This window comes from Candidatus Njordibacter sp. Uisw_039 (assembly GCF_047730075.1).
Lineage (GTDB): Bacteria > Pseudomonadota > Gammaproteobacteria > Pseudomonadales > Balneatricaceae > Njordibacter.
Genome location: NZ_CP159831.1, coordinates 1,553,255 through 1,576,574, shown reverse-complemented (window position 1 = coordinate 1,576,574; position 23,320 = coordinate 1,553,255). Strand labels below are relative to the sequence as shown.

Annotated in this window: 20 protein-coding genes; 17 read left to right on the top strand and 3 right to left on the bottom strand. The window is 44.6% G+C overall.

What is annotated here, in order from left to right:
* Positions 1 to 41: 41 nt before the first annotated feature.
* From accD to ABXT70_RS07465, 6 genes are read left to right on the top strand one after another with little or no spacing between them, the layout of a single operon-like run.
* Positions 42 to 926 (top strand): acetyl-CoA carboxylase, carboxyltransferase subunit beta, encoded by an 885-nt coding sequence (gene accD, locus ABXT70_RS07490; RefSeq protein ID WP_443639867.1) that lies wholly within the window; start codon positions 42 to 44, stop codon positions 924 to 926.
* A 6-nt stretch (positions 927 to 932) separates the two neighbouring features.
* On the top strand, positions 933 to 2,207 hold the full coding sequence (locus ABXT70_RS07485) for a bifunctional folylpolyglutamate synthase/dihydrofolate synthase (protein WP_443639866.1): 1,275 nt from the start codon (positions 933 to 935) through the stop codon (positions 2,205 to 2,207).
* Between the two features lie 43 nt (positions 2,208 to 2,250).
* Positions 2,251 to 2,775: an SPOR domain-containing protein gene (locus ABXT70_RS07480; protein ID WP_443639865.1), complete on the top strand. Its 525-nt coding sequence runs from the start codon at positions 2,251 to 2,253 to the stop codon at positions 2,773 to 2,775.
* Positions 2,776 to 2,825: 50 nt separating this feature from the next.
* Positions 2,826 to 3,338: a CvpA family protein gene (locus tag ABXT70_RS07475; RefSeq protein ID WP_443639864.1), complete on the top strand. Its 513-nt coding sequence runs from the start codon at positions 2,826 to 2,828 to the stop codon at positions 3,336 to 3,338.
* A 21-nt stretch (positions 3,339 to 3,359) separates the two neighbouring features.
* On the top strand, positions 3,360 to 4,880 hold the full coding sequence (gene purF / locus ABXT70_RS07470; protein ID WP_443639863.1) for an amidophosphoribosyltransferase: 1,521 nt from the start codon (positions 3,360 to 3,362) through the stop codon (positions 4,878 to 4,880).
* A 1-nt stretch (position 4,881) separates the two neighbouring features.
* Entirely contained in the window at positions 4,882 to 6,102 is a 1,221-nt protein-coding gene (locus ABXT70_RS07465) for an O-succinylhomoserine sulfhydrylase (protein WP_443639862.1), read from the top strand.
* On the opposite strand, the gene ABXT70_RS07460 is transcribed toward ABXT70_RS07465, so the two are convergent.
* Together ABXT70_RS07460 and acnB are read right to left on the bottom strand one after the other, a co-directional pair.
* Positions 6,097 to 7,038, bottom strand: coding sequence for a GGDEF domain-containing response regulator (locus ABXT70_RS07460; protein ID WP_443639861.1), 942 nt, complete (start codon positions 7,036 to 7,038; stop codon positions 6,097 to 6,099). The two genes, ABXT70_RS07465 and ABXT70_RS07460, sit on opposite strands and share 6 nt — an antisense overlap.
* A 126-nt stretch (positions 7,039 to 7,164) precedes the next feature.
* Positions 7,165 to 9,765: a bifunctional aconitate hydratase 2/2-methylisocitrate dehydratase gene (acnB, locus tag ABXT70_RS07455; RefSeq protein WP_443639860.1), complete on the bottom strand. Its 2,601-nt coding sequence runs from the start codon at positions 9,763 to 9,765 to the stop codon at positions 7,165 to 7,167.
* A gap of 298 nt (positions 9,766 to 10,063) precedes the next feature.
* On the opposite strand from acnB, the gene ABXT70_RS07450 reads away from it, so the two are divergent.
* The 4 genes from ABXT70_RS07450 to ABXT70_RS07435 are packed head-to-tail and all read left to right on the top strand — an operon-like array spanning position 10,064 to position 13,452.
* Positions 10,064 to 10,729 (top strand): tRNA-(ms[2]io[6]A)-hydroxylase, encoded by a 666-nt coding sequence (locus ABXT70_RS07450; RefSeq protein WP_443639859.1) that lies wholly within the window; start codon positions 10,064 to 10,066, stop codon positions 10,727 to 10,729.
* Positions 10,719 to 11,633 (top strand): DMT family transporter, encoded by a 915-nt coding sequence (locus tag ABXT70_RS07445; RefSeq protein WP_443639858.1) that lies wholly within the window; start codon positions 10,719 to 10,721, stop codon positions 11,631 to 11,633. Before ABXT70_RS07450 ends, ABXT70_RS07445 begins: the two co-directional genes overlap by 11 nt.
* A gap of 16 nt (positions 11,634 to 11,649) precedes the next feature.
* A complete protein-coding gene (locus ABXT70_RS07440; protein WP_443639857.1) occupies positions 11,650 to 12,582 on the top strand; it encodes a bifunctional enoyl-CoA hydratase/phosphate acetyltransferase in 933 nt (310 codons plus the stop codon).
* A 33-nt stretch (positions 12,583 to 12,615) separates the two neighbouring features.
* Positions 12,616 to 13,452 carry an EamA family transporter gene (locus ABXT70_RS07435; RefSeq protein WP_443639856.1) on the top strand — a complete coding sequence of 279 codons (837 nt, stop codon included), beginning with the start codon at positions 12,616 to 12,618 and terminating at the stop codon, positions 13,450 to 13,452.
* A gap of 6 nt (positions 13,453 to 13,458) precedes the next feature.
* Here the strand turns inward: ABXT70_RS07435 and pdxR are convergent, their stop codons facing one another.
* A complete protein-coding gene (gene pdxR / locus ABXT70_RS07430; RefSeq protein WP_443639855.1) occupies positions 13,459 to 14,937 on the bottom strand; it encodes a MocR-like pyridoxine biosynthesis transcription factor PdxR in 1,479 nt (492 codons plus the stop codon).
* Positions 14,938 to 15,174: 237 nt separating this feature from the next.
* Between pdxR and ABXT70_RS07425 the strand changes: the two genes are divergently transcribed.
* The 7 genes from ABXT70_RS07425 (at position 15,175) to ABXT70_RS07395 (ending at position 23,279) form a co-directional block, all read left to right on the top strand.
* Positions 15,175 to 16,557, top strand: coding sequence for an aminotransferase family protein (locus ABXT70_RS07425; RefSeq protein WP_443639854.1), 1,383 nt, complete (start codon positions 15,175 to 15,177; stop codon positions 16,555 to 16,557).
* A 228-nt stretch (positions 16,558 to 16,785) separates the two neighbouring features.
* Positions 16,786 to 17,175 carry a TIGR01244 family sulfur transferase gene (locus ABXT70_RS07420; protein ID WP_443639853.1) on the top strand — a complete coding sequence of 130 codons (390 nt, stop codon included), beginning with the start codon at positions 16,786 to 16,788 and terminating at the stop codon, positions 17,173 to 17,175.
* A gap of 115 nt (positions 17,176 to 17,290) precedes the next feature.
* A complete protein-coding gene (locus ABXT70_RS07415) occupies positions 17,291 to 17,626 on the top strand; it encodes a hypothetical protein (RefSeq protein ID WP_443639852.1) in 336 nt (111 codons plus the stop codon).
* Positions 17,627 to 17,946: 320 nt separating this feature from the next.
* On the top strand, positions 17,947 to 20,871 hold the full coding sequence (locus ABXT70_RS07410; protein WP_443639851.1) for a molybdopterin oxidoreductase family protein: 2,925 nt from the start codon (positions 17,947 to 17,949) through the stop codon (positions 20,869 to 20,871).
* Positions 20,868 to 21,554, top strand: a complete 687-nt coding sequence (locus tag ABXT70_RS07405; RefSeq protein ID WP_443639850.1) for a 4Fe-4S dicluster domain-containing protein — start codon at positions 20,868 to 20,870, stop codon at positions 21,552 to 21,554. Before ABXT70_RS07410 ends, ABXT70_RS07405 begins: the two co-directional genes overlap by 4 nt.
* A gap of 27 nt (positions 21,555 to 21,581) precedes the next feature.
* Positions 21,582 to 22,511 carry a dimethyl sulfoxide reductase anchor subunit family protein gene (locus ABXT70_RS07400; RefSeq protein ID WP_443639849.1) on the top strand — a complete coding sequence of 310 codons (930 nt, stop codon included), beginning with the start codon at positions 21,582 to 21,584 and terminating at the stop codon, positions 22,509 to 22,511.
* Entirely contained in the window at positions 22,512 to 23,279 is a 768-nt protein-coding gene (locus ABXT70_RS07395) for a sulfite exporter TauE/SafE family protein (protein WP_443639848.1), read from the top strand.
* Positions 23,280 to 23,320 lie beyond the last annotated feature (41 nt).

Sequence of the window (23,320 nt, the reverse complement as noted above, 5' to 3'; positions counted from 1 at the left end):
ATACGTCAATGCCGTGACCAGAGATTGCGGTGGGAGAAGCTATGAGTAGCTGGTTAGATAAAATTGTACCTGCAGGTATTTTAACCAACCTAGGTAATAAAGACCGACGCAGCAACATTCCTGAAGGCGTATGGAAGAAGTGCCCTAAATGTGCGTCAGCTTTGTACAAACCAGAACTGGAAAAGAACCTAGAGGTGTGCACAAAATGTGAACACCACATGCGTGTGCCAGCCCGTGATCGCTTGACCATGTTCTTAGATGCTCACTCAGGTACTGAAATAGCGGCAGAAATAGAGCCTGTTGATAAGCTAAAATTTAAAGACGTAAAGAAGTATAAAGATCGTTTGTCTGCGGCTCAAAAAGCCACCGAAGAAAAAGACGCATTGGTGGCTATGAAAGGCAAATTGGTAGGTCTGGATGTGGTTGCTGTGGCCTTTGAATTTAATTTCTTGGGCGGGTCCATGGGTGCTGTTGTTGGCGAACGTTTTGTGCGAGCAGCAAATATCAGCATGGAGCAGGGTATTCCATTAGTGTGTTTCTCCGCTTCTGGCGGTGCGCGTATGCAGGAAGCCTTAACTTCTTTGTTCCAGATGGCTAAAACGAGTGCTGCAATAGAAAAGCTAAAGCAACAGGGTATTCCCTATGTCTCAGTGCTCACAGACCCTGTGTATGGTGGTGTCTCGGCTAGTTTAGCTATGCTAGGCGATGTAAACCTTGCGGAACCTGGGGCTCGTATGGGTTTTGCCGGGCCCCGTGTTATTGAGCAAACTGTACGTGAAACTTTGCCTGAAGGCTTTCAAAAGAGTGAGTTTCTGTTAGATCATGGAGCCATTGATATGATTGTTTCTCGTCATGACATGCGCGCTACAGTTGGTCGTTTGTTAAGTGCCATGACTCAAAATCCTGCGCCTGTTATCGAAGCTTAACTTCATATGTCGCAAACACTATCCTTTGACCAAGCTGGTGATTGGCTGACTTGGTTAGAACAGCAACACCCAAGCCATGAAATTGACATGGGTCTAAGGCGCATTCGCCGGGTGTCTAAGCGTCTGCTACGCGACGCACCTATCGCTAAACAAGTAATTACCGTAGCAGGCACTAATGGCAAGGGCTCTAGTGTTGCTTTTTTAACCTCCATTTTGGAGCAAACTGGATTGGCGTATGCCAGTCTAACGTCACCACATTTTGTGCGTTTTAATGAGCGTATTCAGTTACAGGGCGAGCCTGTAGATAATGCAGCTTTATGTGCTAGCTTTGAGCGTGTGAATAAAGCCCGTTATGATGCTGCGGGTGTGGCTACCGTGCTGACTTATTTTGAGTTTAATGCCCTGTTGGCTTTTGACCTTATGCAACGTGCCGATTTAGATGTTGCGGTGTTAGAAATTGGCTTAGGTGGCCGTTTAGATGCGGTGAATCTGATCGATGCTGATGTGGCGATTGTAACTAGTATTTCGGTGGATCATGTGGATTGGCTTGGCGACAATGTAGATGTTATTGGACGTGAAAAGGCAGGTATCTATCGAGCCAATAAACCCGCTATAGTTGGTGCTATGGATTGTCCAGCTTCCGTAGCTCAATATGCTCAGGAAATTAATGCTCAGTGCTTTAAAAATGGTGTTGATTTTAAAGTTGAAAACAACACCTTTAGTAATACATCAGGTTTATCCATCGATCTGCCTGAAACTGTGCTGCCACCAATGAATAGGGCAGCAGTAGTACAGGCGATTAACTGTTTAACCTTTGAGATCAAGGCTTCTGATATTGTCTGCGGATTAGGCAAGGCACGTCTAATGGGCCGCTTTCAAAGGCTTGAGTGGCAAGGAAAACAACTTATTTTAGACGTTGCCCATAATCCACAAGCAGCACAAAACCTGGCAACTACTTTAGCCAATGAAGCCTGTGTAGGTAAAACCATCGCCGTATTGGCTATGTTGGGTGACAAAGACTATCAACAAGTGATCGCTGCTTTAAGTGCAAGCTTTGATTACTGGATGTTAGCGAGCAGTGATGGCGCCCGTGGTTTGTCGAGCTTGGAGCTGGCAAGTCAAACGGCTAGACATGGTGTTGCTTCAGACCACGTAGCGACTCATGACACCCCGGTTCAAGCCTTTAATCAAGCCATAGAAATGGCGTCACAAACAGACAGAATAATTGTTTTTGGTTCATTTGTGACCGTAGGTGCAGTGCTGGCTTTAATCGAATCTTAGGCAGATTTATTTAAATGAAGGAACAAGATTAGTGGAGGCAACAGTGAAACATCGTATTGTAGGTAGTTTAATGCTGTTGAGTCTGGCCGTCATTATTTTACCATTTTGGTTGGATGGTGCAGGTCTAGAAGAATATCAATCTACCCAGCAGCAGCCCGCTATGCCAGAAAGCGGTGTGGTTAATGCCATGGAAAATGTTGATCCAAGTGATTCACAAGTCATTGAGTTAAGCCCAATTTTAGCTGTAGAAGAGTTACCGACTAATACTGCGCAGGCAGACAAAAAGGCACAGCTTGACCCAAATGATGACTTGCTGAATCAACAAGGCCTTCCTAATGGATGGGTAGTACAGCTAGGTAATTTTGGTAATCGCTCTAATGCGATCCGTTTAAGGGATAAGGTCATTAAAGCAGGTTTTGCCGCTTACATGGTACCTAATGAAGCGCTATTTAAGGTGCTTGTAGGGCCAGAGCTCAATAGGTCCAAAGCTGAAGTCTTGCAAAAACAGCTGAAAAATAAGTTTAAAATGGCTGGTATGGTCACCTTATATGAAGTAGAAAAGCCTTAAGGGGCTGCTCTACTAAAGTAGTTTAATCAGTTAGTTAATCAAGGTCATGTATGGAAAGCCTCAACGTTTTTGACTGGATACTAGTGGGCATTATTGCCACTTCCAGTGTGTTTGGACTACTACGTGGTTTTGTTAAGGAGCTGCTGTCGTTAGCGAGCTGGGTGGCGGCATTTTTTGTTGCACGTTTGTTTTCTTTTAAGCTTAGCAATTTCATGGTGGATTGGATCGATCAGCCTCAGTTTCGTGTGATTGCTGCATTTGCCATTTTGTTTGCTGTCACTTTAGTAGTAGGCGCGCTCATAAATAATGTTTTTTCTCGCTTAGTCTCGGCCACAGGTTTAAGCGGTACAGACCGTTTATTTGGTATGGTCTTTGGTGTTGTGCGGGGAGGTTTGTTAGTCATTATCATGGTTTCTTTACTGTCGCTAACACCAGTAAGTAATGACCAATGGTGGCAAAATTCTTTAATTATTCCTCACTTTATCTTGGTTGATGAGTGGTCCTATAAAATGTCTAGTAGTGCTTCTGGTCTATTGGATATGTTGCAATCAACGCTCTTGTAGCGTTGTAATGAGGGTTTCAGCATGTGTGGTATCGTTGGTATTGTTGCCAAGTCTTACGTTAATCAGGAAATCTATGATGCCCTGACTTTTTTGCAACACCGTGGTCAGGATGCGGCTGGGATAGTGACCTGCCAGGATGGCCGGTTCTTTTTACGTAAGGATAATGGCTTAGTACGAGACGTTTTTCGTACTCGTCATATGCGACGTTTAGTGGGTAACATGGGCATCGGCCATGTGCGGTATCCCACTGCGGGAAGTTCTAGTGCTGCAGAATCGCAGCCTTTCTACGTTAATTCACCTTATGGAATCGCTTTAGCGCATAACGGCAATTTAACCAATGCAGCGGAACTTGCTGAAAGCATTTTTAAAGCTGATTTACGCCACATTAATACTAATTCAGATTCTGAAGTTCTGCTAAACGTGTTTGCTCATGAACTGCAGCGTTTGGGCCAGTTAGTGCCAACTGAAGAAGATATTTTCTACGCTGTACGTCAGGTTCACCGCCGTTGTGTGGGAGGTTATGCCGTCATTGCTATGATTACGGACATTGGCATTGTGGGTATGCGGGATCCATTTGGTATTCGCCCATTATGTTATGGCAAGCGTGAATCCGAACACGGTGCTGAGTATATGGTAGCCTCTGAAAGTGTAGCCCTGGATGCTGCAGGTTATACTATGGTCCGTGACTTGGCCCCTGGAGAGTGTATATATATCACCGAAACTGGGCATGTGTTTACTCGCCAGTGTGCAGAAAATGCAGTTTTGTCACCTTGTTTATTCGAATTCGTCTATTTAGCCCGACCGGATTCTGTAATGGACGGTATCTCTGTCTATAAAGCACGCTTGAAAATGGGTGAGTACTTGGCTGATCAAATTTTACGAGATTGGCCAGATCACGATATTGACGTAGTGATCCCTATTCCTGATACTAGCCGCACTTCTGCCGTGGAACTTGCTAGTAAGCTTGGGGTGAAATTACGTGAAGGCTATATTAAAAACCGCTATATTGGCCGCACCTTCATAATGCCTGGACAAACGCAGCGACAAAAATCTGTGCGACAGAAACTAAACCCTATTGAGCTTGAGTTCCGTGGCAAAAATGTGTTGCTGGTTGATGACTCTATTGTTCGCGGCACTACTTCTACGCTTATTATAGAAATGGCGCGTGAAATGGGCGCTAAAAAGGTTTACTTTGCTTCTGCCGCGCCTGCTGTTCGCTTCCCCAATGTCTATGGTATTGACATGCCCTCTGTAGACGAACTAGTAGCATATGGCCGCACTGATGCAGAAGTAGGAGAGGTAATTGGTGCTGACCGTATGATTTATCAAGATCTTGCAGACTTGGTTCGTTCAACCCAGGGTGGCGGTAGTGATATTGCTAACTTTGATTGTTCTGTATTTGATGGTAATTATGTTACTGGAGATGTTGACGATGCTTATCTAGCTAATTTAGAAGCTGCCCGTAATGATCAGTCCATGCATAACGTGAATGTCATTGATGATGATGTTTCCCTAGCCACAAACATGCAAAGTAAGTTGTAACATGAAAAATAAAAACCTAAGCCAAAGACAGCAACGCCAAAAGGAGTACTTGAAAAAGACTGCGTTGAGCACTCAAGCGATTCGATCAGGCACTGTTTCTGGTTTAGAACAAGAACATAACGATGCGATCTATGCAACGTCTAGCTTCATTTATGGCAGTGCTGAGGAAGCTTGTGAATGTTTTAGCGGCCAAACTGAAGGTAATATTTATTCTCGTTTCACCAATCCAACAGTGCGTACTTTCGAGCAGCGTATAGCTCTCATGGAAGGTGGTGCAAGGGCCGTGGCTGCAAGTTCCGGTATGGCTGCGCTCACTAGTATCTTTTTGGGACACCTAAAACAAGGTGACCATATTGTCTCCTCATGCAGTATTTTTGGTTCTATTGTTGGTTTATTCGACAATGTTCTCACCAAGCTGGGTATTACTACCACCTACGTGAGTCCTGTGGATAGTCAAGCATGGCAAGACGCAATCCAACCTAACACCAAAGCGTTGTTTTTGGAGTCGCCTTCCAACCCTCTTGGAGAGGTGGGTGACATTGCGGCTTTAGCTACATTAGCTCATAGCCATAATGCGCTGCTAGTGGTGGATAATTGTTTTTGCACCCCAATTTTGCAAAACCCATTGGCATTAGGTGCAGATATTGTAATGCACTCTGCGACTAAATATATAGATGGGCAAGGTCGCTGTGTAGGCGGTGTAGCCATAGGCAGCGAAGAACATATGGAGCCAGTATTTGGCTTTTTACGCACCGTTGGCACCTGCATGAGCCCGTTTAACGCATGGGTGTTTATTAATGGCTTAGAAACCTTATCTTTGAGAATGCAAGCTCATTGTTCCAGTGCATTAAAGTTAGCACATTGGCTGCAGGAACAACCTCAGGTAGAGCGAGTGTATTACCCCGGTTTAGAAAGCCACCCACAGCACCAGTTAGCAAAACAACAACAACGATTGTTTGGTGCAGTTGTTTCTTTTGAAGTGAGAGGCGACAGGACCTCTGCTTGGCGCTGTATTGATGATACACAGTTGTTGTCGATTACTGGTAATTTTGGTGATGCAAAATCAACTATTACGCACCCTGCAACCACCACCCATAGCAGGATGACTGCTGCGGCGCGTGCTTTAGCTGGTATAAAGGACAATTTAATTCGTGTATCGGTGGGGCTAGAAGACTATGAAGATATCAAACAAGATTTGGCTCAGGCTTTGTCGAAATTATAGTATATTCGAAGTCAAAGATTGAAGTTCGATACGGTTTCGACCTTTCTTTTTAGCGCGGTATAACCCACGATCTGCTGAGTCCAATAACTCAACATGACTTATCTTAGTATGATTTGGGTAATAGGTGGATACGCCAATGCTCATGGTGACGATGTTAGCAGCGTCCGAAAAGATGTGGGGTATTGCAAGGACGTCCATCGCCGTGCGTAATTGCTCTGCAACAAGCATGGCGCCTACAGCAGGTGTGCCTGGTAAAATAATCGCAAATTCTTCGCCGCCGTATCGTGCCGGCAAATCGCCCGGCCTTTTTAAAGTATCGATGATGGTTTTACTGGTTTTCATTAAAGCATTATCGCCAGCCACATGACCGTAATTGTCATTAAACGCTTTAAAGTGATCAATATCACACAAAATTAATGACAAAGGCTCTTGAGTTCTGCTTGATCGAGACCATTCCAGCTTTAGTGCTTCGTCAAAATGACGGCGGTTATATAGCTGGGTTAAACCATCGATTGATGAAAGGTGTTTGAGGTGGGCACTAGCTTCTTCTAACTCCTTGCGCATATCCGCAATACGAGCCATAGCGCGTAGCTTAGCGTTTAGAACTCTTTGGGTGATGGGTTTAGGTAAATAATCATCGCCACCAGAATCAATGCCTTTTACAATAGCATCTTCAGTAACATCGGCACTTAAGAAGATGATAGGGATCCACGAATTGCCTTCTTGGCAACTTTCTCGAATATGTTGAGCACACTGGTAACCATCCATGTTGGGCATGTTGACGTCCAATAAAACCAGATCTGGTTTATGCTCCAAGAACTTCTGGATACCTTGCTCGCCATCGTTGGCAGTGATGACACTATGGCCGGCACTTTCTACAAACTTTTGTGTCACTTGCAAAGAAGCAACAGAGTCTTCCACCAACAACACTTTCATATATGAATCCAGAACCAAGGTACTACTCTTAGTCTAGACTAAAAAACTTAAAACTGGTTATTCATAAGCTAAAAAGCCCTTATTTTTGAAAATAAGGGCTTTTTATTGATCGAGATTTAACTGTTGTTAAGCAACTTCGACCGTTGGTATAACTTTATCGGCAGCAGAAGTGTAGTCTGCTAGTTGGTCAAAGTTAAGGTAGCGGTAAACTTCACCGGCCATCGTGTCTAGTTTGGTTGTATATTCAAAGTATTCACTAGGAGTGGGTAGTTTGCCGTTTATTCCCGCCACAGCAGCCAGTTCTGCCGATGCTAAAAATACATTTGCGCCTGTACCTAGGCGGTTAGGGAAGTTACGGGTAGATGTGGATACCACAGTACAGTCGTCTGCAACTCGTGCTTGATTACCCATACACAAGGAGCAACCTGGCATCTCAATGCGTGCACCGGCCTTACTAAAGATGTTGTAATAACCTTCTTCAGTTAGCTTAGCGGCATCCATTTTCGTAGGTGGTGCGATCCACATGCGCGTTGGAATAGGGCCAACCGCAGCGTCAAGTAATTTTCCAGCAGCACGAAAGTGGCCAATGTTGGTCATACAAGAACCGATAAATACTTCATCAATCTTTTGACCTGCAACGGAAGATAGAGAACGTGCATCGTCTGGATCATTAGGTGCACATAAAATAGGCTCAGTAATATTTGATACGTCAATTTCAAGCACTTCGGCGTACTCTGCGTCACTGTCTGATCGCATGAGTTGCGGATCAGCTAACCATGCTTCCATTGCCAAAATGCGTCGTGCTATGGTGCGTTTGTCGCCATAACCCTCACTAATCATCCATTTTAGCATGACCACGTTAGAGCGTAAGTATTCTGCTACTGAATCCTCACTTAATGTAATGCTGCAACCTGCTGCTGAGCGCTCGGCTGAGGCGTCGGATAGTTCAAAAGCCTGCTCTACGGTGAGGTCTTCTAAACCCTCAATTTCTAGAATGCGGCCAGAGAAAGCGTTGACCTTGCCTGCTTTTTCTACTGTAAGTAAGCCTTTTTCAATGGCGTAGTAAGGAATAGCATGGACTAAGTCGCGCAGTGTGATGCCTGGGTGACGTTCGCCGGTAAAGCGTACTAATACCGATTCAGGCATATCTAACGGCATAACGCCCGTAGCAGCGGCAAAGGCTACTAAGCCGGACCCTGCAGGAAAAGAAATGCCCAGAGGAAAGCGGGTGTGTGAATCGCCACCGGTACCTACGGTATCTGGCAGCAACATACGATTAAGCCAAGAGTGAATAATGCCGTCGCCTGGGCGCAAAGACACGCCACCGCGGTTCATGATGAAGTCGGGTAGGGTGTGTTGAGTTTGTACGTCAACTGGCTTAGGGTAAGCCGCCGTGTGACAAAATGATTGCATAGTTAAGTCTGCAGAGAAACCCAAACATGCGAGGTCTTTTAGTTCATCGCGGGTCATTGGTCCAGTGGTATCCTGCGAGCCTACAGTAGTCATTTTTGGCTCACAATAAGTGCCAGGGCGAATACCTACAGTGCCACAGGCCTTACCAACCATTTTTTGGGCTAAGGTGTAGCCTTTATTAGACTCAATGGGTGGCTTGGGCACTTGGAAAACATCTGTTGTTGCCATTCCTAAAGCAGTACGAGCACGTTCTGTAAGACCACGACCGATAATCAGTGGAATACGTCCGCCAGCTCTAACCTCATCTAAAATAATGTTGGTCTTTAGTTCAAAACGGCTGAGTTCTTCGCCAGTTTCATGGTTGCACACAACACCTTGATACGGGTAGATATCAATCACATCACCCATATGCATGCCAGACACGTCCATTTCTATGGGCAGTGCTCCAGCGTCTTCCATAGTATTGAAAAAGATAGGTGCAATTTTAGACCCAAAGCAAAAACCACCCGCTCTTTTATTGGGTACTGCTGGGATGTTATCACCAAAGAACCACAACACTGAGTTAGTTGCAGACTTACGCGAAGAACCAGTGCCCACAACATCTCCCACATAAACCACTGGGAAGCCTTTGGCTTTAATTGCTTCAATTTGTTTAAGAGGGCCGGTAGTACCATGATCATCAGGTTCAATGCCATCACGCTCCATTTTGAACATCGAGTTAGCATGTAGTGGAATGTCTGGGCGAGTAAAGGCGTCGGGTGCTGGGGATAGGTCATCGGTATTGGTTTCTCCGGTGACCTTAAATACTGTTAAGGTGATTTTTTCTTCTAGTTTGTCGCGGGAGGTAAACCATTCACCAGCAGCCCAAGATTGCATCACTTTCATGGCGTATGTATTGCCAGCCTTGGCTTTTTCGTCGACGTCATGGAAGGCATCAAACATCAATAATGTATGAGATAGTGCGGTAACGGCACTGGTTGCAAGTGCTTCGTTGTCTAAGCAGGAAATCAAAGCTTGAATGTTATAACCACCTAACATAGTGCCCAAAATCTCAGTCGCTTCAACAGGGGTCACTAGGCTAGACGTTACATCTCCAGTAGTGATAGCCGATAAAAAACTGGCCTTTACATAGGCTGCTTGATCAACGCCTGCAGGCACACGGTTGCGCAATAAGTCTACTAATGTAGTTTCTTCACCGGCAGGTGGATTTTTTAGTAGCTCAACAAGATCAGCGGTTTGTTCTGCACTGAGTGGCTCTGGTGGAATACCCTGGATGGCGCGTTCGGCAACATGGGTACGATAAGCTTCTAACATGGTATAGCCTCTAGTGGACCTGAACCTTCTGTGTCGATGGTTCAAGGTGGTCAATGGGAACATCAATAAGTGCAGTAAGGGTACCATAATGGCCCAATTATCTCTAGTTTTGAGGCTTGTTGATTAGTCTAATGATAATACATAACTAATTGATATTATTAGTAATAATTTCTATAGATACAGTGTATTTAGTAGTGTTTATCTTACTTGCTAAGTCGGTAGGTGGGTAATCCTAGACGCTGTTAGTCTGTGTGGGTACAATGCGACTCGTTTATATAATTAGTCTTAGGTCAAGTTTGTGCCACTATCGGAACTAAAGCAGTTTTTAGGATGTAGTACCCCCAAAGCCTGGGTAGAAAAAGCATTACAACAGCAAGACACCTTGCTGATCGATCACGCTCATTGCGAAAAGAAAGCCGCATCAACGGCCATGCAGTTAATGTTTCGTCACCCCACACGGGCAGACTTGTTAACTAAGATGTCGCGCTTAGCCAAAGAAGAACTGATCCACTTTGAGCAAGTGTGTCGTATCATGCGGGAGCGTGGTATCGTTTATGATCACCTCGATGCCTGTCGTTACGTGGGTGGATTACGGCAACTCGTACGTACCCATGAGCCAGCTAAGTTAATGGATACGTTGATTGTAGGTGCTTTTGTAGAAGCCCGATCTTGTGAACGGTTTGAGGCACTCATACCGCACTTAGATGAATCCTTGGCCAAGTTCTATTCCTCATTACTAAAATCCGAAGCAAGGCATTATCAAGACTACTTATCTTTAGCTAAAGACGTGGCTATGGAAACGGGTGCCACAGGATTAGAGGATTATCACCAACGTATTGCCTTAGTGCGAGATTTGGAGGTTCAACTTATTTCTGCAGAAGACCCAATGTTCCGCTTCCATAGCGGTTTGCCCACTAAAGTTGCTCTATTAGACACAAACAAGGACGTTACATATGAACAATAAAGTCATTCAGGCTAATTTATTAATGTTACTAGCTGCTGCCATATGGGGTTTTGCCTTCGTTGCCCAACGTGTAGGCATGGAGACCATGGGTCCCCACTGGTTTAATAGCTTACGCTTTTTCATAGGCGCAGTGGCTTTAATCCCTGTGGTAATCTGGATAGGAAGAAATAAAGTGCAAGCCTTAGAGCAAGAGCCTAAAGCTTCTACCAAAGCTCTAATGTTTGGCGGCGTTGCCGCAGGTTTACTATTATTTGTAGGTGCTACATTTCAGCAAGTGGGTTTGCAGTACACCACAGCAGGTAAGGCCGGTTTTATTACTGGTATGTATATCTTCTTTGTTCCTTTGATTGGACTTTTCTTCCGTATGAAAACGGGATTAGGTACATGGGTAGGTGCTGTTATCGCCCTTTGGGGATTGTACCTGCTAAGTATTAATGAAGACTTTACCCTAAGCAAAGGGGATACCTTACAACTGATATGTGCTGTAGCATTTGCCGGCCATGTGTTAATGATCGGTTATCTTGCATCACGCATGGATACAGTGAAGCTGTCTTTGATTCAATTTTTTGTAGCAGGTTTATTGGCTATGGTATTGGCTGTGTATTTTGAGCAACTATCTTGGGCAATGATTACTTCTACAGCTTTGCCATTATTGTTTGCAGGTGTTATGTCTACAGGCATTGCTTACACGTTACAAACCATAGCACAGCAACATGCTCACCCCTCTCACGCAGCTATCATTTTAAGTTCAGAAGGCGTGTTCGCTGTGATTGGTGGTTTTTTGTTACTTAATGAAGTGCTGCCAGCCCAAGGTTTATTGGGTTGTGGTCTAATTCTGACGGGTATGCTGATGTCTCAGCTAATGCCTCGCCTACGTTGGCCGAGCCGCACTAAAACTGTTTAACTGGAGTACAGGTCATATGCTTAGTAAGTTAACCCCAGTGTGTCCACCGCAGCTACTTAACCAAGCTCAAGCATTGCCAGCTATGATTACGGCTGTAGTTAATGCAGGTTCTGAACTAGCCTTAGAAAGTGCCAAATTGGCGTTTGAGGCAGGTATTATTATTCCTGTACTGGTTGGCGACATAGGCGCGATTATTACGGCAGCGCAAGCAATTGATTGGCCTATTGATAACTTTGACCTTATAGCCTGTGATGGCGAAGAAGACGCCGCTGCAAAAGCCGTACAATGCGTACATCAAGGTAATGCGCAGTTATTGATGAAAGGTAACTTGCATACAGATGTGCTGATTCGTGCTTTGTTAGATAAGCATCATGGATTAAGAACTGGCGAGCGCTTAAGTCATTTATTTCATATGTCTGTGCCAGGCAGTGATCGTGTGTTGTGTATTACCGACGCCGTAGTGAACGTATTACCCGACACTAAAACTCAGCTTAGTATTCTGCGCGGTGCAACGGATGTAATGCACGCTTTAGGTAATCCCAAACCAAAGATCGCCTTGCTTTCGGCTACAGAGATGGTGACTCAGGCCATGCCTTCAAGCTTTAATGCTAAGGAACTCTTAGGCGTTATGTTGGAGCATGATCATCAAAGGGCTCAGGTGTTTGGGCCATTAGCTTTTGACGGTGCAGTTTCCCCAGAAGCCGCTAGATTAAAGGGTATAAAAAATCCTGTAGCCGGGCATGCAGATGTATTGTTAGTGCCTAATATCGAAACAGGAAACGCTATATTTAAACAGATGGTGTACTTTAATGGTGCCACTGCAGCGGGTGTATTAATGGGAGCTAAGGTTCCTGTGATGCTTACTTCGCGGGCAGATCCGCCAGCAGCTAGGTTAGCTTCCGCAGCCCTTGCGGTAGTTTACGCTCATTATTTGAGTCAAAAATCTTAAAAGTTTCACGCTTATGTCGCTAACCTTTCGCTTATGGCTATAGAAGTATTTTTTGCAGTGTTGCTTGCAGCCGCTTTACATGCAGGCTGGAACTCATTGGTCAAAATAAACGCCGAACCTATTATTGCTATGGGTTTAATTATGGTGTGCATAAGTATTGTTGCTTTAGCTTTTATACCCTTTGTAGCGTTTCCTCCGGATCAAATGTGGCCCTGGTTGCTAGTCACTCTAGTATTACATTTTGGTTATAAAGTATTTCTGGTAAAAGCCTATGCCCAAGGTGATTTTGGTCAAGTGTATCCTATTGCAAGGGGTAGTGGTCCCCTGTGGGTTTTGCTAGCTAGCTTAGTTTTTTTGGGAGCAGAATTCACTCAAGTTCAGGTTATAGGGATATTATTAATTACTGGAGGTGTGGCGATTTTATCGCACTTTAAGCGAGGTAAGCCCCTAAGTGCGGGCTTTTATTACGCTTTGGTTACGGGGTTATGGATTGCCAGTTACACCATTGTGGATGGCTATGTTGTGAGCCAGATTGGTCACCTGCATAGTTTTGTGGTTTGGATGTTCTTTTTGGACGGTATAGTCGCTATTATTTGGGCATACCGTTACAACCCTAAGGTTTTTGTAGCAAGCTTAACTCAACATTGGTTTGTTGCTGTGGGTGGTGGTGCTATGTCTATGGCTTCTTACTGGATATGTTTATGGGCTATGACTCAGGTGCCCATTGCGATTGTTGCCGCCTTACGGGAAACCTCGGTGCTATTTGGAGCCTTACTGAGTACCTATATGTTTAAGGAATCTCTAGGACGTAGCCGATGGATTTCAGTAGCGTTTATTTGCTCTGGTTTGGTGTTAATAAAATTAGTTTAAGTTGGCTTAAACTAGCAGCATTTGGCCCATAATAAGAGCAAGCTTTTCAATGCCAGGCTCAATCAGTTTAGGGTTGATGGATGAATAACCTAAACGGAAGTAATTTAATGGTGCAACATCACCTAAAAAGTGAATATCACCCGCTTCAATTAAAATTCCATGTTCGGCAGCTTGTGCTTTTAATAATCTAGCATCAAGGCTTTCTGGACCTTTAACCCAATAACAAGAACCACCAAAAGTGGGTTGCTCCGCTAACCCTGGCATGTGTTTTTGTAGGGCTTCAGCCATAATTTTGTGGCGTTGTTGGTAGGCCTTTACCAAAGTTGCAGACAAGGAGTCGTAATAACCCCGTGCAATAAACAGTCCAATACTACGTTGGTTGTTGGCGGGTGGATGGCGCAGCATTAAACGCCGCAATGATCGTGCTTCGGCAATTAATTCTTTATTCGCAACAAGATAACCAATACGCAATCCTGGTGCTAGGGTCTTAGAAAAGCTGCCAATGTATATAACACGGCCGTGTTTATCTAAGCTCTTTAAGGCAGGTGAGGGTGACTGATGGAAATTAGCTTCACACTCATAGTCATCTTCGATGATCAAGAAGTCTTCTTGGCTGGCCATCTCAAGCAGTTTACGACGGCGGTCTAAGGGCATAGTCACTGTAGTAGGGTACTGATGGCTTGGAGTCACGTAAACACAGTCACATTCAGCAAGGCCTTGGTCAACAATGAGTCCCTCTTCATCTACGGGCAAAGCTTTAAGTTTGGAGGGATTAAGGCTAGAAATGTTGCGCATGTCCACATATCCAGGGTCTTCTAAGCCCATAGTGGTATCTTTATCAAGCAACAGCTTAGCCAGCATATACAGGCTGTGCTGACTGCCTATAGTAATTAAAATTTCTTCAGGGGCGGCCCAAACACCGCGGCGGGGAAGAATTCGTGTGTGAATTTGCTCAATAAGCATGGGGTCATCAGCCACAAAGTGATCTGCAGCCCAGCTACGAATGGCAGGAACACTAACGTTATCCCGGCAACATTCACGCCAATGGTTAGTGGGGAACAGGTCTGGATCAAACTGACCGTATATAAACGGATACTGGTAGTTCTGCCAATCTGCAGGTTTGGTGATGTTTTCTTGTTTAGTGGGATACAACTTAAAGCGGCCTTGCCAGTCTGGCTTAGTGCCCGAAGTGTGGCGTTCATCTGAAAGGGATTCTAGCTGTACGTTATGGTTTAAGATGTCTGGGTTAACAAAATAGCCGCTGCGTTCCCGCGCGATTAGGTAACCGTCATCTAATAAGTGTTCGTAGGCCAGCACTACGGTGTTGCGGGCCACGTTAAGTTGCTTGGCCAATTTTCGGCTAGAAGGCAAAGGTGAGTCTAATGGAATGTGGCGATCTAAAATAGCCTTAGCGATTTGCTGGCGCAGCTGCTGTTGCAGGCTGGCATTTAATCCAGCATCCAAGATGAACAGTGGGTGGCTCATGTGGCGGCTCTTTATACTTTTAGTTAGCGGTAATTCTAAAGTGTGTATAGGTAAAATACCTAATGATTTTTGTTAAAAACTGATTTGGGACGCCTTTGGTATCACCCGTTTCTTTTAACTGGATCTAGGATGTTGCTTAACTTTACCAGTAAGCTTTGTGGTAAATGGGCCAATGCCCAGATATAGTCGCTACTGCCCTAGTTTATATTGGGCCTTTTACAGTTGGAGTTTTAAACCATGAAATACGACGTAAATACCTACGATACAAAAGATGCCCTAGCAGATGACCGTAATCACGTATGGCACCATATTACTCAGCATAAATCCCTAGAAGAAAACGATCCGTTTATGATTGTTGAAGGCAAGGGCATGCGTGTAATTGACGCCAAAGGTAAAGAGTATCTTGATGGCGTTTCTGGTGCTGTATGGACTGTAAACGTTGGTTATGGACGTGAATCTATTGCTAACGCCGTACGTGACCAACTGATTAAACTTAACTATTTTGCCAACAGTGCAGGTACCTTACCAGGTGCTTTGTTTGCTAAACACTTGATCGACAAGATGCCAGGCATGAGCCGTGTTTATTATTCAAATTCTGGTTCTGAAGCAAACGAAAAAGCCTATAAAATTGTGCGTCAAATTGCAGCCAAAAAATATGGTGGCAAAAAGCACAAGATCCTTTATCGTGACCGTGATTACCATGGCACCACCATTACTGCCCTAAGCTCTACCGGCCAGCATGAACGTAAAAGCCAGTATGGCCCGTTTACCCCAGGATTTGTGGAGTTTCCCCATTGTTCTGCTTATCACTCTGAAAATGGTGGTGATGCCGACTATGGCATTCAAGCTGCACTGGCTATGGAAGAAGTGATCTTGCGTGAAGGTGCAGATACTGTAGGCGCCGTAGTCTTAGAGCCCATTACTGCTGGTGGTGGCGTTATCGTGCCGCCACAGGGCTACTTTGAAGAAATTCGTCGTATCTGTGATAAGTACGATGTGTTGTTACATATGGACGAAGTGGTGTGTGGTTTAGGCCGTACCGGCACTTGGTTTGGCTATCAGCACTTTAATATTATACCGGACATCGTCACTATGGCTAAAGGTGTTGCCAGTGGTTATGCAGCAATCTCTTGCACGGTAACAACTGAAGCGGTGTTTGATACTTTTAAGGCCGACTCCTCGGATCCAATGGATTACTTCCGTGATATTTCAACCTTTGGTGGTTGTACTGCTGGCCCTGCTGCTGCGTTGGAAAACATGCGCATCATCGAAGAAGAGAACCTATTACAAAATGCTGTGGTGATGGGAGACTACTTAAGCCAACGCTTAAATGAGCTTAAGGATAAACACCCAATTATTGGTGATGTTCGTGGCAAGGGACTATTCCAAGGCATCGAACTGGTAGAAGATCGTGACACCCGCGAGCCGGTTCATGAGAGCATTGCTATTGCTATTGCTGGAGACTGTATGGCAAATGGAGTTATTATTGGCCGCACTAACCGCAGCTTCACTAAGCACAACAACACCTTGTGCCTTAGCCCTGCGTTAATTACGACTCGATCTGAATTGGACGAGATAGTAGATGCTATTGATGCGGCAATCACTCGCGTTACGGCCTAGTTTTTGAATTGTGGCTCTAACTGAGTAAAAAAAGCCCAGACCTGCAATCTTTGGTTAGCATGTATGGGTTTTTTTTGCTTGCGTAATAGTCTTTTTATTAAACAGTGCAGTATGGTAATGTTTGTAACGACCTTTATGCGTTTTGTAATGGCGTTGTGTTTATATTAGAATAAGTAAATATAAACAGATGCTAATATTGAGCACATCAACTTCAGGAAACAACCAACCATGGACATTACCAAAGTAACTTCTACTTTTGCGGTAGCACCGCAAGTGACAGAAATCGATATGCCTGTGATTAAAGCACAGGGCATTACCACCATTATTAATAACCGCCCTGATGGAGAGGACGGGCATCCTTCAAGTAATTCACAACTGCAGGATGCTGCAGAGGCATTAGGTCTGAAGTATTACTTTATCCCATTTTTCGGTATGAACTTTCCGCTTCATGCTGTGGCAGAGATGGCTACCGCTCTCGAGCAATCCCCGGGTAAGGTCTTAGCCTTTTGCCGCACTGGGAATAGATCTATTAATGCCTGGGCTAAGGCTAACGAAGCGACTCAAACAGGTATAGATACCGTTAGTATAGTAGCCAACACCCATTTTAAGCTTGTTTAATTATACTATAGTCTTATATATCAAAAAGTTTAAAACATAGTGTCCAATATTCTATTAAAATGACTTTAATAGGTGTTATAGTGAAAATTCATAAAAAAATAAAAAATAAATTCAAATGAAATTGTATGTAAATGAAGACCACACTAAGTGGGCTGGCACTCAAGTCGATGCCCAGAAAGAGCTTGGCAAGTTTGAAGCTTGGAATGTGCCGACTGATAAGACAGGACTGTTAGAATTCTTAAACAACTTCGAGATCACGCCGTCAGTTACTGAAGATACTGACGAGGAAGATAATGCCACTGAGTACGCCGGCGAAGATATTTCAACCCTTGATAAGCACGCGCACCATAGGCAAGACTATTTTTCATGTGAACTGCTGGATGATAGGAACGATAGGCATCTAACCGAAGGGGAATCTGGATGGGATCGTCCCATTAAGGATGACGTATGACTGAATACTTCACTGATAACATAGTCCCATTTTTGTAGCTGTCGCAGTTTAAACAAGGCCTCATATCTCCTTTTTCCTTGGTAGTGATAACTCCAGTGTTTGTTAGTATTGCAAGTTAAACTGCCTCGCTTTTAATCCCCTTTTTATTTTTTTAAGGCTGCCGTTGTGGTCTTTTTTATGCATCACTTTTCTTGCTGTTGTTAGCCTAACTTTGAGTGCCGTTGACAGTGTGGCTCTATGGCCGAATAAAGGTTGGCTGTTGGAGAAAAGTATTGAATCCTATATGCTTATCACAAAGCCCCTTATAACTATTTGTTCCTATGTCACAAAGCCAAGACCTGCCCCAGTTTGAAGATCACTCGAAACAAGAACATCGTTATACCACCTGTTATATGTGCGCCTGTAGATGTGGCATTAAGGTTACCTTAGAAAACGAAAAAATTCGTTTTATTCAGGGTAATCAAGATCACCCTGTCAATAAAGGGGTTCTGTGTGCCAAGGGTAACTCTGCCATTATGAAGCAGCTTTCGCCTGCCAAATTAACCCAGCCTTTATTACGCAAGCCTGGTACAGAGCGTGGAGCAGGTGAGTTTGAACCTATTACATGGGATGCGGCTTTAGAATTGCTTACCGCTAGATTAGCTAACATTCGAGCTACAGATCCTAAAAAGTTAGCTTACTTTACTGGGCGAGACCAAATGCAGGCTCTTACAGGGCTTTGGGCTAGCCAATTTGGCACTATTAACTGGGCCGCCCACGGTGGTTTTTGTTCTGTGAATATGGCGGCTGCGGGGTTGTATACCATGGGCCACTCTTTCTGGGAATTTGGTGACCCCGATTGGGAACGTACTAAATACTTTATGATGTGGGGTGTGGCAGAAGATCACGCTTCCAACCCAATCAAGCTAGGACTAAAACGCATTAAAGAACGTGGTGCTAAGTTTGTTGCGGTGAATCCAGTACGCACTGGTTACCAGGCCATAGCCGACGAATGGATCGCCATCACACCGGGCACCGATGGCATGCTGGCCCTGTCCATGGTGCAAGTGCTGTTAAGGGAAGGATTAGTCGATGATGAATTCCTAATTCGCTACACCAATGGACCTCAGTTAGTCATAAATAACCCTGGCAAGCAGGGTGACGGTTTGTTGCTACGAGATGCCGAAGGCAACCCACAAGTGTGGGATCAGCACACCAATGGCATGCAATCGGCATTCAGTTCAGATGTAGCGCCTGCTTTATTAGGTGAGTATGAAGCGCCTTGTGGTACCCCTGTAAGGACAGCGTTTAGTATTCTAATGGAAAAGTACATGGCGCCAGAATACGCGCCAGAAGCAGCATCTAAGGTGTGTGGTGTTGATGCTGAAAGTATCGAACGCATTGCCTTAGAAATGGCCCACGTGGCGTTTAAAGAAACCATTACTATTGACACAGAATGGACTGATTGGGCAGGACGTAAACAAAGCCAGTTTATTGGCAGGCCAGTGTCCATGCATGCGATGCGAGGTATTTCAGCGCACTCCAACGGTTTCCAAACTTGTCGCGCAATTCATTTGTTACAGGTTGTTTTGGGGACCATAGACTGCCCAGGCGGACACTTGGCCAAACCACCTTTCCCTAAGCACATTGTGCCACCAATTAAACCCGCCAAAAGCAATGTGCCTAATACGCCTTTAGAATCGGCACCCCTAGGTTTTCCTACTCAGCCAGAAGACTTGGTGATCGATGAAAGTGGTAAACCGATGCGTATCGATAAGGCCTATTCTTGGGATGCACCTATTGCCAACCATGGGTTAATGCACATGGTCATAAGTAATGCCGTAGCAGGGGACCCGTATCCTATAGATACATTGATGTTGTTCATGGCCAATATGGCGTGGAACTCCAGCATGAATACAGCTCAGACCATGGACATGCTCAGGGCTAAAGACGAAAATGGAGATTACAAAATCCCCTTTATTGTCACCTGTGATGCCTTCCATTCAGAGACGGTTAACTTTTCTGATCTGGTATTGCCAGATACTACCTTCCTAGAGCGATATGACACTATATCTATGTTGGATCGGCCTATCTCAGAAGTAGATGCCGCTTGTGATTCAATTCGTCAACCCATTCTTGCTTTAGATCGTGATGTCCGAAGCTGGCAAGAAGTGATGGTGGACTTAGCTGGACGTCTAAAATTTCCAGCCTTTGTCAACGATGAAGGCCAACCTAAATTTGAAGGTTATGAAGACTTTATTGTTAATTTCGAACGTGCCCCTGGCATTGGTTTCTTGGCTGGGTGGCGTGGTAAAGATGGTGAAAAATCATTACGTGGAGAACCAAACCCTAACCAGTGGAAAGCCTACATAGATAACCAGTGTTTCTTTAAGTTTGAGCTTAAGCCTAATCAAAGGTATATGCGCCATGCCAACAGAGACTATATGGAATTGGCTAAGGAAGCTGGGTGGGTGGGAAGTACAGATCAAATCGTTATTGAACTCTATTCTGAAACCTTACAAAAATTCCGTTTGGCTGGACAAGGTTTATATGATGGCCCACAACCGACAGAAGAGCACCATAAAGAGCGCTTGAAAACCTATTTTGACCCGCTGCCGTTTTACTATCCGCCTTTAGAGCAAGAACGAACAGATGCGAAAGAGTATCCTTTTTATGCTGTCACTCAGCGGCCAATGTTTATGTACCATTCATGGGACTCACAGAACTCTTGGTTGCGTCAAATTATGTCTCAGAACTACCTGTACATGCACCGTAGTAAGGGTGAAGCACTAGGTATTAAAGACTTTGGCTGGGTTTGGGTAGAATCCCATAACGGTCGTATTCGTGCCCAAGTTAAGCTCATGGAAGGGGTTAACCCAGAAACAGTTTGGACTTGGAACGCTATAGCAAAACAGCAGGGCACCTGGGGTTTAAGTGACGACGCAAATGAGTCACAACAAGGCTTCTTGATGAACCATTTGATTAATGAGCTATTACCGGGCGAAGTGGAAGCTGGTGGCCATCGCATGACTAACTCAGATCCTATTACAGGCCAAGCTGCTTGGTATGATCTAAGGGTAAAGATTACCCCTGTAAGTGACGACGATAAAGATTTAACGGGGCAAAAACTTTCATGGCCACGTTTTGACAAGGTGAAACCATTGCCCAATTTTATCCCCGCAACCAAGATGAGCAGCTATAGTAGCCATCCTAATATAAATATTAGTCGCGGTTGGCGTGACATTTTTAGCCGAGGTGAAAAATGAAACTTGGCTTAGTAGTTGATTTAGACACCTGTGTGGGCTGCCATGCGTGTGCAACAGCTTGCAAACAGTGGAATACCTCTGGCACTATTGGTCCTTTAAGTGACGAACGGCCCTACGGTAAAGACCCAAGTGGTAGCTGGCTTAACCGCATCCATTCCTATGAAGTAGGAGACAGCCCCCACAGTAAAACTGTGAATATTCCTATGTCTTGTATGCACTGTGAGACGGCTGATTGTGTCACGGTTTGCCCTACAGGTGCTTCTTACAAACGTGAAGAAGACGGTATAGTGTTGATTGACCAAGATAAGTGCATGGGCTGTAACCTTTGTTCTTGGGCCTGCCCCTATGGTGCCCGTGAGTTAGATCCTGATTCTGGCACCATGAAAAAATGCACTCTGTGTGTCGATCGCATTTATGATGAGCAATTACCAGAGTCTGAACGTCAGCCCGCCTGTGTATTAACTTGCCCAACATCTTCTCGTGTGTTTGGAGATTTTGACGACCCAGATTCAGAGGTTTCAAAGTTGACCAGAGAACGTGCAGGCCAACAATTGATGCCAGAACTTGGTTATAACCCAGTAAATACTTATTTACCACCTAGAATTCCTAAGCAACAAGACAGTATTGTGGTGTCGCCTATGCAGGGTGTTAAGCAACTGGTCAATAGAATTATCAACCGTTAATTATCGCATCACTGTTAGGTATTTATTATGCATCCAGCTTTTTCAGTTCTTATTTTTACCGTCACATCTGGCGCTGGCTATGGATTATTAGCGTGGCTTGGAGCGGGGCAATTGCTCGGCTACACCCAAACCTATATGGAAGGTCAACAGGTCATCCTAGGCGTGATTGCTATGGTGCTTGTGAGTATTGGTTTGGTATCGTCTACTCTGCACTTGGCCAGCCCTAAAAATGCGTGGCGGTCGTTCAGCCGTTTTCGCACCTCGTGGTTATCCCGCGAAGCGGTGTTCGCTATTATACTTTACCCTGTTGCGGCCCTTTATGGTGCAGCTATATTTTGGCAATGGTCCAGTATTGACATGTTGGCTGGGCTTAGCATTATTTTGGCACTAATCACCTTGTTTACTACCAGTATGATCTACGCTAGCTTAAAAACTATCCGCCAGTGGAATACACCTATGGTCCCTGCTTTATTCATGGCTTATGCCCTAATTAGTGGTGGGTTGTTGTTTTTGGCCGTGAGCGGCTTTTTTGGTTCTTTAAAGCCTCAGTTACTTGCTGTTGTTATGGGTTTGATTGTTATTACCTTGGCGCTTAAATTGGTGTATTTTTTCTGGCAGGGCAAACCTCAAGGTGCCACCATTCAAACGGCAACAGGTTTTTCTCAAGCCAGTGTTCGGTTATTAGATGCAGGACACAGTGCACCAACGTTCTTAAACCGTGAATTTGGCTACCAAGTAGCGGCAGACCTACTTCTTCGCTTGCGTATAGTGATGACTTTAGTAACCTTTATATTGCCATTAGGCCTTGTTTATTGGGTTTTTGACGGTGCTGGTAGAGTAGAGCTACTAGCTTTAGCATGGTCAATCATGATGGCTGGTTTGTTATTGGAACGCTGGTTATTTTTTGCCGAAGCTAGGCATGTTGTGCGTCTGTATCAAGGAGAGCAACGTACTTAAATGGATAGCGTAAACCTAGACTGGTTTTACCTTCCACTATCTACCCTAGAACTTGTGTATGCCCTTGGTATCGTCTTTATCGCAGGCGTTGTTAGGGGTTTAGCGGGGTTTGGTTTTTCTGCCCTTTGTTTTTTTGCCTTAGCACCCATTTTTAGTGCTCAGGCCATTGTGCCCCTCATGTTTGTGATGGAGGTGTTGGCCAGTTTGCATCTATTACCTAAAGTGTGGCGTCAAATTCCATGGCGATGGGTGATGATACTCTGCTTAGGCACCATTGTTGGCACACCGTTAGGTGTGATCTCGTTGCAACATTGGCAATCGGATCTGGTGCGTGGTTTAGCTGGTGGTGGGGTATTGATTGCCTGTTTTGCTTTATGGCGCCAATGGCGTTTTAAGGCTGCTGAATCATTTGTTTGGCTGGTTATAGCTGGTTTGCTTGCTGGCTTTGTGAATGGCCTTGCAAGTATTGGTGGTTTGGTTGCAGCTGTGTATATGATGTCTTCAAATATGCGTCACGCAGCTATGCGTGCGGGGCTTATTTTGTTCTTCTTATTTACTGATTTGTACGGTTTGTCTTGGTTTCATGGACACAATCTTATGTCTCCTAATTTACCTAGCCTGCTGCTAGTGATGATGCCTATGATGCTGGCAGGTAACCACATTGGTTACCGATTATTCGATCGCATAAATACAGAGCTTATGCGTAAATTAACTCTAGGTATGTTAGCGAGTTTGGCCTCAATTGCAGTGTATTCTAGTTTCAGTTAAATGTTTATTATCTAGATCCAAAAAATGTTGACAAAAAGTTA

Excerpts from the sequence above, each read along its gene's own strand:
- ABXT70_RS07460 (WP_443639861.1), bottom strand. The coding sequence starts at position 7,038 with ATGAAAGTGTTGTTGGTGGAAGACTCTGTTGCTTCTTTGCAAGTGACA.
- acnB (WP_443639860.1), bottom strand. The coding sequence starts at position 9,765 with ATGTTAGAAGCTTATCGTACCCATGTTGCCGAACGCGCCATCCAGGGT.
- ABXT70_RS07415 (WP_443639852.1), top strand. The coding sequence starts at position 17,291 with ATGAAATTGTATGTAAATGAAGACCACACTAAGTGGGCTGGCACTCAA.
- ABXT70_RS07405 (WP_443639850.1), top strand. The coding sequence starts at position 20,868 with ATGAAACTTGGCTTAGTAGTTGATTTAGACACCTGTGTGGGCTGCCAT.
- ABXT70_RS07400 (WP_443639849.1), top strand. The coding sequence starts at position 21,582 with ATGCATCCAGCTTTTTCAGTTCTTATTTTTACCGTCACATCTGGCGCT.
- ABXT70_RS07445 (WP_443639858.1), top strand. The coding sequence starts at position 10,719 with ATGAACAATAAAGTCATTCAGGCTAATTTATTAATGTTACTAGCTGCT.
- ABXT70_RS07485 (WP_443639866.1), top strand. The coding sequence starts at position 933 with ATGTCGCAAACACTATCCTTTGACCAAGCTGGTGATTGGCTGACTTGG.
- ABXT70_RS07395 (WP_443639848.1), top strand. The coding sequence starts at position 22,512 with ATGGATAGCGTAAACCTAGACTGGTTTTACCTTCCACTATCTACCCTA.
- ABXT70_RS07425 (WP_443639854.1), top strand. The coding sequence starts at position 15,175 with ATGAAATACGACGTAAATACCTACGATACAAAAGATGCCCTAGCAGAT.
- ABXT70_RS07410 (WP_443639851.1), top strand. The coding sequence starts at position 17,947 with ATGTCACAAAGCCAAGACCTGCCCCAGTTTGAAGATCACTCGAAACAA.
- ABXT70_RS07435 (WP_443639856.1), top strand. The coding sequence starts at position 12,616 with ATGGCTATAGAAGTATTTTTTGCAGTGTTGCTTGCAGCCGCTTTACAT.
- ABXT70_RS07420 (WP_443639853.1), top strand. The coding sequence starts at position 16,786 with ATGGACATTACCAAAGTAACTTCTACTTTTGCGGTAGCACCGCAAGTG.
- pdxR (WP_443639855.1), bottom strand. The coding sequence starts at position 14,937 with ATGAGCCACCCACTGTTCATCTTGGATGCTGGATTAAATGCCAGCCTG.
- ABXT70_RS07475 (WP_443639864.1), top strand. The coding sequence starts at position 2,826 with ATGGAAAGCCTCAACGTTTTTGACTGGATACTAGTGGGCATTATTGCC.
- ABXT70_RS07440 (WP_443639857.1), top strand. The coding sequence starts at position 11,650 with ATGCTTAGTAAGTTAACCCCAGTGTGTCCACCGCAGCTACTTAACCAA.
- accD (WP_443639867.1), top strand. The coding sequence starts at position 42 with ATGAGTAGCTGGTTAGATAAAATTGTACCTGCAGGTATTTTAACCAAC.
- ABXT70_RS07465 (WP_443639862.1), top strand. The coding sequence starts at position 4,882 with ATGAAAAATAAAAACCTAAGCCAAAGACAGCAACGCCAAAAGGAGTAC.
- purF (WP_443639863.1), top strand. The coding sequence starts at position 3,360 with ATGTGTGGTATCGTTGGTATTGTTGCCAAGTCTTACGTTAATCAGGAA.